Annotated in this window: 12 protein-coding genes; 4 read left to right on the forward strand and 8 right to left on the reverse strand. The window is 65.1% G+C overall.

Annotation, left to right across the window (positions count from 1 at the left end):
- Positions 1-61 precede the first annotated feature (61 nt).
- From sucD to ACVIJ6_RS09625, 6 genes are all read right to left on the reverse strand, one after another.
- A complete protein-coding gene (gene sucD, locus ACVIJ6_RS09600) occupies positions 62-946 on the reverse strand; it encodes a succinate--CoA ligase subunit alpha (protein WP_012040734.1) in 885 nt (294 codons plus the stop codon).
- Positions 947-1,002: 56 nt separating this feature from the next.
- Positions 1,003-2,199 carry an ADP-forming succinate--CoA ligase subunit beta gene (gene sucC, locus ACVIJ6_RS09605; protein ID WP_456772522.1) on the reverse strand — a complete coding sequence of 399 codons (1,197 nt, stop codon included), beginning with the start codon at positions 2,197-2,199 and terminating at the stop codon, positions 1,003-1,005.
- A 123-nt stretch (positions 2,200-2,322) separates the two neighbouring features.
- Entirely contained in the window at positions 2,323-3,291 is a 969-nt protein-coding gene (gene mdh / locus ACVIJ6_RS09610) for a malate dehydrogenase (RefSeq protein WP_012040732.1), read from the reverse strand.
- 225 nt (positions 3,292-3,516) lie between these two features.
- The gene (gene zapE, locus ACVIJ6_RS09615) at positions 3,517-4,698 is read right to left on the reverse strand and encodes a cell division protein ZapE (protein ID WP_456772523.1); all 1,182 of its coding nucleotides are present in this window, start codon (positions 4,696-4,698) and stop codon (positions 3,517-3,519) included.
- A 216-nt stretch (positions 4,699-4,914) separates the two neighbouring features.
- Positions 4,915-5,454, reverse strand: coding sequence for an RNA 2',3'-cyclic phosphodiesterase (gene thpR, locus ACVIJ6_RS09620; protein ID WP_456772524.1), 540 nt, complete (start codon positions 5,452-5,454; stop codon positions 4,915-4,917).
- A gap of 205 nt (positions 5,455-5,659) precedes the next feature.
- Entirely contained in the window at positions 5,660-6,292 is a 633-nt protein-coding gene (locus ACVIJ6_RS09625; RefSeq protein ID WP_456776946.1) for an arylesterase, read from the reverse strand.
- A 55-nt stretch (positions 6,293-6,347) separates the two neighbouring features.
- Here ACVIJ6_RS09625 and ACVIJ6_RS09630 point away from each other — a divergent pair, with 55 nt between their 5' ends.
- The 4 genes from ACVIJ6_RS09630 (at position 6,348) to ACVIJ6_RS09645 (ending at position 11,420) form a co-directional block, all read left to right on the forward strand.
- A complete protein-coding gene (locus ACVIJ6_RS09630; protein WP_456772525.1) occupies positions 6,348-7,082 on the forward strand; it encodes an ABC transporter ATP-binding protein in 735 nt (244 codons plus the stop codon).
- The gene (locus ACVIJ6_RS09635) at positions 7,079-9,649 is read left to right on the forward strand and encodes an ABC transporter permease (protein WP_456772526.1); all 2,571 of its coding nucleotides are present in this window, start codon (positions 7,079-7,081) and stop codon (positions 9,647-9,649) included. The genes ACVIJ6_RS09630 and ACVIJ6_RS09635 overlap by 4 nt, the downstream gene beginning before the upstream one ends.
- A 263-nt stretch (positions 9,650-9,912) precedes the next feature.
- Positions 9,913-10,707 (forward strand): Bax inhibitor-1/YccA family protein, encoded by a 795-nt coding sequence (locus ACVIJ6_RS09640; protein WP_456772527.1) that lies wholly within the window; start codon positions 9,913-9,915, stop codon positions 10,705-10,707.
- Positions 10,708-10,889: 182 nt separating this feature from the next.
- The gene (locus ACVIJ6_RS09645) at positions 10,890-11,420 is read left to right on the forward strand and encodes an N-acetyltransferase family protein (RefSeq protein ID WP_456772528.1); all 531 of its coding nucleotides are present in this window, start codon (positions 10,890-10,892) and stop codon (positions 11,418-11,420) included.
- Between the two features lie 86 nt (positions 11,421-11,506).
- Here ACVIJ6_RS09645 and ACVIJ6_RS09650 read toward each other — a convergent pair whose 3' ends face one another.
- Both ACVIJ6_RS09650 and ACVIJ6_RS09655 read right to left on the reverse strand, forming a co-directional pair.
- Entirely contained in the window at positions 11,507-11,872 is a 366-nt protein-coding gene (locus ACVIJ6_RS09650; protein WP_012040724.1) for a DUF2794 domain-containing protein, read from the reverse strand.
- A gap of 426 nt (positions 11,873-12,298) precedes the next feature.
- Positions 12,299-13,039 (reverse strand): DUF1223 domain-containing protein, encoded by a 741-nt coding sequence (locus ACVIJ6_RS09655; protein ID WP_456776947.1) that lies wholly within the window; start codon positions 13,037-13,039, stop codon positions 12,299-12,301.
- Positions 13,040-13,065: the final 26 nt, after the last annotated feature.

The raw sequence follows: 13,065 nt of genomic DNA on the forward strand, positions 1-13,065 counted from the left end.
GGTTAGGACCGTTTACCTTATTTATTGTAAATATTCGCGCCGAAAAGCACTAAGTCCTGAATCAGGATTTCAACTTTTCGACAAGCGTCTTGCCGAGCCGCGCCGGCGACGGCGACACCGTGATACCAGCCGCTTCCATCGCGGCCGTCTTCGAGCCGGCATCACCCTTGCCGCCCGAGATGATCGCGCCGGCATGGCCCATGCGACGGCCCGGAGGCGCCGTGACGCCAGCGATGAACCCGACCATCGGCTTCTTGCGACCGCGCTTGGCCTCGTCCTTGATGAACTGGGCTGCGTCCTCCTCCGCCGAGCCGCCGATCTCACCGATCATGATGATCGACTCGGTCTTGGGGTCGGCGAGGAACATCTCCAGCATGTCGATGAACTCGGTGCCCTTGACCGGATCGCCGCCGATGCCGACCGCGGTGGTCTGGCCGAGACCTTCCGATGTGGTCTGGAACACCGCTTCATAGGTCAGCGTGCCGGAGCGCGACACAATGCCGACCGAGCCGGGCTTGAAGATGTTGGCCGGCATGATGCCGATCTTGCACTCGCCAGCGGTCATGACGCCCGGGCAGTTCGGGCCGATCAGGCGCGACTTGGAGCCCTGCAACGAGCGCTTCACTCTGACCATGTCGAGCACGGGGATGCCCTCGGTGATGCAGACGATCAGCGGGACCTCGGCGTCGATCGCCTCGCAGATGGCGTCGGCCGCGCCCGGCGGCGGCACGTAGATCACCGATGCGTCAGCGCCGGTGGCCTCGCGGGCCTCCTTGACGGTGTCGAACACCGGCAGGCCGAGATGGGTCGAGCCGCCTTTGCCCGGCGAGGTGCCGCCGACCATCTTGGTGCCGTAGGCGATCGCCGCCTCGGAGTGGAAGGTGCCGTTCTTGCCAGTGAAGCCCTGGCAGATGACCTTGGTGTTCTTGTCGATGAGAATGGACATCGTGCTTTCTCTAAAAGCGTTGCGGTGAGGAGCTAAGCGAGCGCCTGAAACGGCGCTCAGCCTCCCTTGACGGCCTTGACGATCTTCTGCGCGGCGTCGTCGAGATTGTCGGCGGGCAGCACGTTCAGACCGGACTCGCTGATGATCTTCTTGCCGAGATCGACATTGGTGCCTTCGAGGCGCACCACCAGCGGCACCTTCAGGCCGACTTCCTTCACCGCGGCCACGACGCCCTCGGCGATGACATCGCACTTCATGATGCCGCCGAAGATGTTGACCAGGATGCCCTTCACGTTCGGGTCGGCGGTGATGATCTTGAACGCCGCCGCGACCTTCTCCTTGCTGGCGCCACCGCCGACGTCGAGGAAGTTGGCGGGCTCCATGCCGTAGAGCTTGATGATGTCCATCGTCGCCATCGCGAGGCCGGCGCCGTTGACCATGCAGCCGATGGTGCCGTCGAGCGCGACATAATTGAGGTCGTACTTCGAGGCCTCGATCTCCTTGGCGTCTTCCTCGGTCTCGTCACGCAGCGCGACGATCTCAGGGTGCTTGAACAGCGCGTTGGAGTCGAAAGACACCTTGGCGTCTAGCACGCGCAGCTGGCCCTGCTTGGTGACGACCAGCGGGTTGATCTCCAGCATCGCCATGTCCTTGGCGACGAAGGCGTTATAGAGCTGGATGGTCAGCTTCTCGGCCTGCTTGGCGAGATCGCCCGAGAGTTTCAGCGCCTTGGCGACGGCGCGGCCATGATGCGGCAACACGCCAGTGGCCGGATCGACCGAGAAGGTGATGATCTTCTCAGGCGTGCTGTGGGCAACGTCCTCGATGTTGACGCCGCCTTCGGTCGACACCACGAAGGCGACCTTCGAGGTCTCGCGGTCGACCAGCAGCGACAAATAGAATTCCTTGTCGATATCCGAGCCGTCCTCGATGTAGAGGCGGTTGACCTGCTTGCCATCGGGGCCGGTCTGCACGGTGACGAGGGTCGCGCCGAGCATCTGCTTGGCGAACGCGTTGACCTCGTCGATCGACTTGGCGAGGCGGACGCCGCCCTTGTCGCCGGCCGAGGCTTCCTTGAACTTGCCCTTGCCACGGCCGCCGGCGTGGATCTGGCTCTTCACGACCCAGACCGGACCGCCGAGCGTCTTCGCCGCCGCATCCGAGTCCTCCGGACGGAGCACCGGCACGCCCTTGGAAATCGGCACGCCGAACTCGTGCAGCAGTGCCTTGGCCTGATATTCGTGAATGTTCATAAGCGGTTGCTCCCCGAACCCGCGAGAGGGTGACGTCTGGAATTGTTCCGAGGATGCTTGGTATACCATATACCAAGCATCCTGCAACTCGGTCGGGCGGGCTAGGGGTCCGCCCGGCTAGGGTCAGCGGCCGAGCAGGTCGGGCGCGATCTTCTTGCAGGCGTCGACCAGGCCTTGCACGGCGGCCACCGACTTGTCGAACGCCTCGCGGTCCTTGCCGGCCAGCTCGATCTCGACAATGCGCTCGACGCCCTTGGAACCGATCACGACGGGAACGCCGACATACATGTCCTTGACGCCGAACTCGCCGTTGAGATGGGCGGCGCAGGGCAGCACGCGCTTCTTGTCGCGCAGATAGCTCTCGGCCATCGCGATCGCCGAGGCCGCCGGCGCGTAATAGGCCGAGCCGGTCTTGAGCAGATTGACGATCTCGGCGCCGCCATTGCGGGTGCGATCGACGATCTCGTCGATGCGGGCCTGCGAGGTCCAGCCCATCTTGACGAGGTCGGGCAGCGGAATGCCCGCGACGGTCGAGTACTTGGTCAGCGGCACCATCGTGTCGCCATGGCCGCCGAGCACGAAGGCGGTGACGTCCTCGACCGAGACGTTGAACTCATCGGCCAGGAAGTAGCGGAAGCGCGCGGAGTCGAGCACGCCGGCCATGCCGACGACCTTCTTGGCCGGGAGGCCGGAGGCCTTCTGCAGCGCCCAGACCATCGCGTCGAGCGGGTTGGTGATGCAGATGACGAACGCGTCGGGGGCGTACTTCTTGATGCCGGCGCCGACCTGCTCCATCACCTTCAGGTTGATCGAGAGGAGATCGTCGCGGCTCATGCCCGGCTTGCGCGGCACGCCGGCGGTGACGATGCAGACCTTGGCGTTATCCAGCGCTTCGTAGGAGTTGGCGCCGCTGTAATGGGCATCGAAACCATCGACCGGCGAGGACTGGGCGATGTCGAGCGCCTTGCCCTGCGGGACGCCTTCAGCAATGTCGAACATGACGACATCGCCGAGCTCCTTGAGGCCGATGAGGTGAGCCAGCGTTCCGCCGATCTGACCGGAGCCAATCAAAGCAATCTTGTCGCGCGCCATGGGAAATTTCCTTTGAACCCGAAGGGGTGAGGGAGGTTAAAAGTCGATTGGGTGGTTATCCCTTTCGCCCGGGCCGTTCAAGTCACGCTATGGCCAATTGACAGGCCTGCCTTGATTTCGATCAGGTCCGAGGCGGAGGGGCGCTGATGATCCTTTCAGCCTGATTGACGTGGCCTTTTCACGGCTGTGGGCCCGAAGGCAGGCGCTACCAAACTCCGGTGTTTGTCAGGTTTCGACCAGCCCCGTAGAAGTCCCGGAGGCTGCCGAGTCCTTCCGGCCGTGCGGCAGCGCCAAGTAGGATTCCGAGCCCATCTCGATCAGGCGCGAGGACGTCCGCTTGAACTCCATGGCCTCGATGCCGTCGGTCGCGACGTACAGCGAGATCGGATCCGCTTCGGCGGAGGCGATCAGCTTCACGGCGTTGTCATAGAGCGTGTCGATCAAGGTGATGAAGCGCTTGGCGGCATTGCGCTCCGCGTAGTCCATCACCGGAATATGGTCGATCAGGATGGTGTGATAGTCGTGCGCCAGCCGCAGATAGTCCGACGCCGCGAGCGGCTTCTCGCACAGGTCGGCAAAGCCGAAACGGGCAACGCCATTGGCCGAACAGGGGACATGCAGGAGGCGCCCCTTGATGGTGATGTCGCGCGACCTGCAACGGGCGTGGCCGGTCAGCCTGCCCCAGGCGTTGTCGAGCGCCGTGCGGGCCTCGACGTCCGCAGGCATCAGCCACATCTTGACCCCGGCCAGTTTCTCCAGCCGGAAATCGGTCCGGGCGTCGAGCCGCACCACGTCCATGTGGTCGGCGATATGCTTGATGAAGGGCAGGAACAGCGCGCGATTGAGGCCGCCTTTGTAGAGGTCCTCCGGCGCAACGTTAGAGGTGGCCACGACCACGGTGCCGAGCTCGAACAGCCTGGCGAACAGGCGGCCCAGGATCATCGCGTCGGCGATGTCGGTGACATGGAATTCGTCGAAGCAGAGCAGCCAGGATTGCTCGAAAATGGCCTGCGCCGTCAGCCCGATCACATCCGTATCGGCGAGTTCGCCGCGCGCAATGTTCTGGCGGTAGCCGTAGATGCGCTCATGCACCTCGGCCATGAATTCGTGGAAATGCGCCCGGCGCTTATGCTCGACCGGACAGTTCTGATAGAACAGGTCCATCAGCATGGTCTTGCCGCGCCCGACCTCGCCATGAACGTAGAGGCCGCGCGGCGGCTCGCTCTTGTCGAAGAACAGGCGTCCCAACAAGCCCTGCTTGCGCGCCGGCTTGTAGGTGGACAGCCTGCGCTCAAGCGCGGCCAGCGCGTCGGCGACCTCGGCCTGGGCCGGGTCGGCCTCGATCGCTCCAGTATCGACCAAAGACTGATATTGCGCGCGGAACGCGTCAGACGGTGTGGACAGCATGAGCCCACTCTAGGTCACGAGACTTACGGAAAATGCAATCCGCAAATGGTGGAAGCGGCCATGCAGCCGAGCCGTAGGGACTTGGTATATGGCACGCAAACGCTGCCCGGTCCGTTAGTCCCGGGGTAACGACGTTCGTTTGCGGCGTGTCGTCCGCTCCTTGGTCTTTGCGGGTTGGCCTTTGCGAGTTGGCCTCGCGACCGGCGCCGGCCACTTTCAGCCGGCGCAGAGGTCGTAGGCATCCTCCACGACATAGGGCCCGCCCCCCGTCGAAGCACGGGACGAGAACAAGACGAAGCGCTCGGCGACGAACACCCGGCTCGGGAAGTAGCCCCGGACCGAGAGATAATCGGCGACGTCCTGGCTCGATGCATCATGCAGCCGCGCCAAGGTCACATGCGGCACGAATTTGCGCCCCTCGGGATCCAGCCCGATCCGCTGCATCATGCGCTCCAGCTCGGCCTGCAGCTCGATCAGCGGCCGGCTCGGCGCGATGTTGGCGACAACAGCGCGCGGCTTGCGGCCCCCGAAGCTCGAGAGACCCTGCACCGTGACTTCGAACGGCTTGCGGTTGACCCGCCACAGCATCGCAGCGATCTCGTTGGCCGAGGCGCCGTCAATATCGCCGATGAAGCGCAAGGTGACGTGGTAGTTTTCCGGATCGATCCAGCGGGCGCCGGGAAGGCCACCTCGCAAGGTGGAGAGGGTCTGGCTGACCTCGGCCGGGATCTCCAGTCCAGTAAACAGACGCGGCATCGTTGCAGGACTCCCGATGCTGGAGGCTGATCCCGAAAATTGACGAGATCATGCCTTGACGAAATGATCGACGACGAATCGCCAATGCATAATTCCTACCGAATTTATATGACTCCGCGACGGACGCAGCGTTAACGCCGGTAAAAGCTGCGGAAAACCTCGCCCGCAAGGTTACCGCGAATGATCCGATCGCGGCTCCGTTCCATCATTGCCCACGAAGCGGACGCAGGAATGCTTCCACCATAGGCAACATCCGGGAAACGATGATGTCGACGCCCGCGGCCGTGGGGTGAATGCCGTCGGCCTGGTTCAACTTGGCATCGGCGGCGACGCCGTCGAGAAAGAACGGGTAGAGCTGGACGTCGAACTGCTTGGCGAGGTCGGGGTAGATCGCGTTGAATTTCGCGGCGTAGTCGCTGCCGTAATTCGGCGGCGCCAGCATGCCGCAGAGCAGGACGGCGATGCCCCGCGCCTTCAGCCGTGTGAGGATCTCGGTCAGCGCCTGCCGCGTGACCGACGGATCGATGCCGCGCAGCGCATCATTGGCGCCGAGCTCGACGATCACAGCCTCGGTGCCATCGGCCACCGACCAGTCGAGCCGGTCGCGGCCGCCCGAGGAAGTGTCGCCGGACACCCCGGCATTGGTCATCTCGACCTTCAGCCCCTTGTCGTTCAACGCCTTTTGCAGCTTGGCCGGAAACGCATCCGGAGCGGACAGGCCGAGACCCGCGCTCAAGGAATCGCCGAGCACGACCAGCTTGATCGGCTTGCCGGCCTCAGCGCCCGCGAATGCCGGCCCTGATGTCATCAAGGCGAGCATCAACACGAGTATGTGCACGAAGATGCGTCCGCGCCTCTCGACCCGGCTTGCGGAGTTGCCATATGACCGAGCCATGGACAGTCTCATCGAAACCTCGCCTTTGGCCGGCCTCGCGCCGGACACCATTACCATCGCCAACGTCAACCTCTCGCTCGGCACCGGAGCGGCGCGTGTTCACATTCTCAAGGACATCAGCCTGCGGGTGGGACAAGGCGAGACGATCGGCCTGATCGGACCGTCGGGCTCCGGCAAGTCCACGCTGCTGATGGTGATGGCGGGGTTGGAACGTCCAGACAGCGGTCAGGTGGTGGTCAATGGGACCGCTTTCAATGCCCTGGACGAGGACGCGCTGGCCCGGTTCCGCGGCCGCCAGGTCGGCATCGTCTTCCAGTCCTTCCACCTGATCCCGACCATGACCGCGTTGGAGAATGTCGCGGTGCCGCTGGAGCTGGCCGGGCATTCCGGCGCTGCCGAGCGTGCCGCCCGCGAGCTGGAGTCGGTCGGGCTCGGCCACCGGCTGCAGCACTATCCGACCCAGCTGTCCGGCGGCGAGCAGCAGCGCGTGGCGCTGGCGCGCGCCCTCGCCCCCGATCCCGCCATCCTGGTGGCCGATGAGCCGACCGGCAATCTCGACGAGACCACCGGCCGGCAGATCGTCGACCTGCTGTTCACCAAACATGCCGAGCGCGGCATGACGCTGGTGCTCGTGACCCATGATAGCGGGCTTGCGCATCGCTGCGACCGTGTCGTGCGGCTGCGCTCGGGACGGATCGAAGCCGACGGCGCACACGAGCCTGCCCTGGCATGAGCAGCGTCGCCGAACCGATCCCTGCCGGCCGCATGGCCGCGCTGCCGGTGCGTTACGCCCTGCGCGAGCTGCGCGGCGGCCTGCGCGGCTTCTACGTCTTCATCGCCTGCATCGCGCTCGGCGTGCTCGCCATCGCCGGCGTCGGCTCGGTGGCGGCGAGCCTCAATGACGGCCTCGTTCGCGAGGGCCGCACGCTGCTCGGCGGCGACGTCGCGTTTTCGCTGTTTCAGCGCGAAGCCAGGCCGGAGGAGATCGCGTTCCTGCGCTCGCGCGGCCAGGTGTCGCTGGCAGCGACCTTGCGGGCCATGGTGCGCTCGACCGACGCCAAGCTGGCGCTGGTCGAGCTCAAGGCCGTCGACGACGCCTATCCGCTGCTCGGCAAGGCCGGGCTGCAGCCCGACCTGCCGCTCACCGACATTCTGGCTGAGCGCGATGGCTCTTATGGCGCGGCCGCCGATCCGGCGCTGCTGGCGCGGCTCGACCTCAAGGTCGGGGACATCGTCAGCATCGATACCGTGCGCTTCCAGATCCGCAGCGCCCTGCAGGCCGAGCCGGACAAGCTGTCGGGCGGCATCGGGCTGGGACCGCGCTTCCTGATCAGCGAGGCCGGCCTGCGCGCCACGCCGCTGCTGCAGCCGGGCAGCCTGGTGCGCTGGACCTACCGGGTCCGGCTGCCCGACAACGCCAAGGACGATCATGCCGCGGCGTCCTTCATCGCCGACACCCGGCTGACGCTGCCATCGGCCGGGTGGGAGATCCGCAGCCGCAGCAATGCCTCGCCGCAATTGGAGCGCACCATCGGTCGCTTCACGCAATTCCTGACCCTGGTCGGCCTCGCAGCGCTGCTGGTCGGCGGCGTCGGCGTCGCCAATGCGGTCAAGAGCCATGTCGACCGCCGCACCGAGGTGATCGCGGCGTTCAAGGCGCTGGGCGCCACCAGCCGCGACGTATTCGGGATCTACCTCGTGCAGGTGATGGTGCTCGCCACGATCGGTTCGATCATCGGACTTTGTGCCGGCGCCGCCCTGCCCTTCGCGATCGTCGGGCTGTTCGGCAAGATCCTGCCGCTGCCGGTGATCGCGGCGGTGCATCCGGACGAGCTGGCGCTGTCCTTCGTCTACGGCCTGCTCACCGCGCTCGCCTTCGGCCTGTGGCCGCTCGGGCGCATCCGTGACGTGCCCGTGGCGGCGCTATTCCGCGAGGCGGTCATCGCCGAGTGGCACCGCCCGCGCTGGAGTTATCTGGCCCTGATCGCCGGCACGGTGGCGCTCTTGATCGCGGTGGTGATCGGCCTGTCCTACGACAAGAAGATCGCCGCCGTGTTCGTGGTCGCCGCTGCGCTCGTGTTCGTACTGCTGCGGGGCATCGCCGCTGTCGTGATGGCGAGCGCGCGCGCCATGCCGCGCAGCCGCTTCCCGATGCTGCGGCTGGCGGTCAGCAACATCTATCGCCCGGGCGCGCTGACGCCGTCGGTGGTGCTGTCGCTCGGACTGGGGCTCGCGGTGCTGGTCACGATCACCCAGATCGACGGCAATCTGCGGCGGCAGTTCCTCGCGCAGCTGCCGGAACAGGCGCCGTCATTCTTCTTCATCGACGTCCCCTCCGGCGAGGCCGAGCGCTTCCGCGGCTTCCTCAAGGAGCTTGCGCCGCAATCCTCGGTCGAGGACGTGCCGATGCTGCGCGGCCGGATCGTCTCCGCCCGCGGCGTGCGCGCCGAGGACCTCAAGGCCACGGCGGATACCGAATGGGTCCTCCAGAGCGACCGCGGCCTGACCTATACCGGCGAGATTCCCAAGGGTTCCAAGATCGTCGAGGGCGAATGGTGGGGCGACAGCTACAGCGGACCGCCGCTGGTCTCGATCGAGAAGCGGATCGCGGATGGCCTCGGCCTCAAGCTCGGTGACGACATCGTCGTCAACGTGCTCGGACGCGACATCGCGGCGCGGATCGGCAACATGCGCACCATCGACTGGCAGGGGCTCGGCATCAATTTCGTCCTGGTGTTCTCGCCGAATGCCTTCAAGGGCGCGCCTCATACCCATGTTGCCACCCTGACCGAGGCGCGCTCCGATGCGGCCGAGGATGCCCGCGTTATCCGCAAGGTCGCCGACGCGTTCCCGATGGTGACCAGCGTGCGCGTGCGCGAGGTCATGGAGACGGTCGGAGCTGTCGTTTCAAACCTGGCGCTCGCGATCCGCGGCGCCAGCGCGGTGACCCTGATCTCGGCAATCCTGGTGCTGGGCGGCGCGCTCGCCGCCGGCCACCGTCACCGCGTCTATGACGCCGTGATCCTGAAGACACTCGGCGCCACCCGGCTGCGCTTGCTGGGCGCCTACGCGCTTGAATATCTCATGATCGGCTTTGCAACCGCCGCGTTCGGCGTGATTGCCGGCTCGGTCGCCGCCTGGTTGATCGTGACCCGGCTGATGACGTTGAGCTTCGCCTGGCAGGGTGGGAGCGCCGCGCTGGTCGTCTTGGCCGCGCTGGTCGTCACGGTCGGCCTCGGACTGGCCGGAACGCTGCTGGCGCTCAACCAGAAGCCGGCGACCGTTCTGAGGAATCTGTAGCAGCTTGCGCGATCATGCCGCACGGTTAACGCGCGTTATAGAGGGCGAACGCATGCGGAGCGACATTCAGCCGCGCGTGGAAGCTTGCAGCGGATATGCTAGTTTCCCATCTAGGGAATGGGCTCAGAGACCTGCCAAAGATGGCAAATTTGCCGATGACGCAAATTTAATGTCTGTGGTGGGGGGTATGAGATAGGGTTTTTCGAGAACCGGCATAAGGTCCGTCAGGACCTCAATTCCGGGCAACCAACGGGAATTCGACCATGTCGGACCTAGACCGCAACTATGCTTCACCCTTTGGCCGGGTGGCCGGGCGCGCCGATGCCGCGACCGTCGACGCCGGTCTGCGCGCCTACATGCTGCGCATCTACAATTACATGAGCATCGGCTTGGCAATCACCGGTCTGGCGGCGCTCGGCGTCTACATGGCGTCGGTGACCGGCGATCCGGCGGCGGGCGTGTTCAAGTTCGGCGCCAACACCTACCTGACGCAGTTCGGCTACGCGATGTTCGTGAGCCCGCTGAAATGGCTGTTCATCCTGGCTCCCTTGGTCATGGTGTTCGCGATCTCGGCCGGTATCAACCGCTTGGCGCCGTCGACCGCGCAGATCCTGTTCTGGGTGTTTTCGGCCCTGATGGGTATCTCGCTGTCGTCGATCTTCCTGGTGTACACCCACACCTCGATCGTGCGGGTGTTCTTCATCACCGCGGCAACGTTCGGTGCGCTCAGCCTGTACGGCTACACCACCAAGCGTGACATGACCGGCATGGGCTCGTTCCTGTTCATGGGTCTGATCGGCATCGTGCTGGCGAGCCTCGTGAACCTGTTCCTGGCGAGCTCAATGCTGCAGTTCATCGTCTCGGTGGTCGGCGTGTTCGTGTTCGCTGGCCTCACGGCCTGGGATACGCAGCGCCTGAAGAACGAGTACATCTATGGCTACGCCTCCGCGGGCGGCGACATCGCCGAGCGCGCAGCGATCACCGGCGCCCTGTCGCTGTACTTGAACTTCATCAACCTGTTCACGCTGCTGCTGCAGCTGCTCGGTCAGCGCGACTGATCCAGCGGACCACCGTCACAGCCTTCGAAGCCCCGGCCTCACCGCCGGGGCTTTTCGTTTTGCCGGCCCGCTTGGATCTTGCTCGTTTGCACCCTGCTCGTTTGCGCCGAGCGCAGACACGCAGCGACAGCCATGCCGCAACGGCGGATTGATCGTCCAATCCGCCTTGCTATGGTTCCGCCATGCTTGACATCGACATCCGGCCCACCGGCGAGGCCGATCTTCCCGCCATCACCGCCATCTACGGTCAGGCCGTGCGCGAGGGCACGGCCACCTTCGAGCTCGATGCTCCGGACTTGACCGAAATGACCCGCCGCTTCCGTGCGCTCGCGGATGGCGGCTTCCCTTATTTCGTCGCCCTGCTGGACGGGCAGGTGGTGGGCTATGCCTATGCCGGACCTTACCGACCCCGCCCTGCCTATCGCTTCACGGTGGAGAATTCGATCTATCTGGCCCCTGCGAGCCAGGGCCGCGGCATCGGAAGGCAATTGATGCAGCGCTTGATCGCGGCTTGTGAGGAGCGGGGCTTCCGCCAGATGATCGCCGTGATCGGCGACTCCGCCAATGCCGGATCGGTGGGGCTGCATCGCGCCTGCGGCTTCCAGATGATCGGCACCCATCCGAGCGTCGGGCTCAAATTTGGCCGATGGCTCGACACGGTCATGATGCAGCTGCCGCTCGGCGCCGGCAGTAGCAACGTGCCGGCCGCGTAATCAAGGCAGGTCCTCTCCGCGATCGCGCCTCGCGAGCCCCGCCGGTCGGCGGGCCGGGACTACGTGACGCGCGTCATATCACCGGATCAGACCAAGGCTGGCTTTGGCGCGATCACCAGCAGCACGCGCTCGAGCTCGTGGCCGCGCCGCAGGATCAGGCCGGTCGCCGAGATGACGCTGTACATGCCCTGCTTGCGAGCGAGGCGCGGGTCCTTCTCGATGCGGTAGATCGGCACCTCGGACGCGCGACGAAACACGGAAAACACCGCCCGGTCGCGCAGGAAGTCGATCGAATAGTCCCGCCATTCGCCATCGGCGACCATGCGGCCGTAGAGATTGAGGATCCGGTTCAGCTCAAGCCGGTCGAACGTCACCCGATTGGGCGCTGCGGCCGCGCTGCGGGCCGCCGCGCGGTTCTCGCTCGGATCGGCATCCTCCGGGGTGAGCTTCATCGGCGTCCTCCTGTCATCTCTGTGACATGATCGCGCCATCCGCCGGAAGCCGCAAGGGGCGGCTTTCAGTGTTGCGTGCGGCTCCAGCTGCGGACGTCACGAGTTCCGCGAACACGTCAGCGTCACGGGATCGTTAGCGGAATCATAATCGCGCCGTCTTTCCGCCCAGGGACCGCCCCCGATCTTGGGCATAAGTTTCGTGTGCGTTGGCCCGGTCCTTTCGGTTCCGGATTCCTCAGCCCCCAGCCCCCCGGGGTCGTCAGGATCGGGTCTATTCACAAGTGATGGCAAAGGGCCAACGCAAGTTGGTCCTTTTGCTTTTTGGACCGGCGCAGGGCTGCGTCGCTGCGGGATGCGCGCGATCAAGCCTGACGCGCCTGAGCGCGGCCGGGAACGGCTCCAAGACCAGCGGATTTGGAGCAGGCGCTAATGCAGCTCGGAATAGGCTGCGCCGAGCATCGGACCCGGCCGGTCACGGCTGCCGTCCTGCACATAGACAACGGCGCCGTCGACGCCTTCTTTGGCGATCTTCTCCAGCGGCACGCTCCAGCTGGTCGATGTTCCGGTCCAATCGCCAAGCTTCAACAGATTGCGAACGACGTTGTAGTAGGTCAGCTCGCGCCCGCTGTTCTCGCCGCGCCCGACCTGGATCGGGACGGCCCGCGAAATCGAGCAGACCCAGACCTCGCCATGCCTGCGCGGCATGTGTTCATCGGCCGCGGCGACAGAGACGGTCAGCTCCTGGCCCTCGATCGACAGTCTGACCGGCACCGACATGGCGGCACCGCCCTGCGCGGTCTCCTCAATGGCGCCCTCGATCGCCTCGCGATCACTGCCAATGACATGAACCGAGCCGTTGACCACAGCCTGGGGGGTATAGACCTCACGATCGCCGCGAACGCGGGAGTAGGCACGTTGCCGCGCCGTGAAGCGGGAGTCCGCCAGGGTGTCCTTCCAACCGAGATAGTCCCAATAGTCGATCGGCAGCGACAGCGCGATCACCGACGGATCTCTGGCCAGATCGCCGAGCACCTTGTCGGCCGGCGGACAGGAGGAGCAGCCCTGAGAGGTAAAAAGTTCGATCACCGCACGCGGATCGGAGGCAGCTGGCCGGACGAAAGCGATGACCGCACAGACACTGAGCGCCGCGCGCGACCACCACGACATCTGTCCACCCATCATCACTGTCCTGT

The sequence above is a fragment of the Bradyrhizobium sp. USDA 4369 genome (assembly GCF_054056435.1).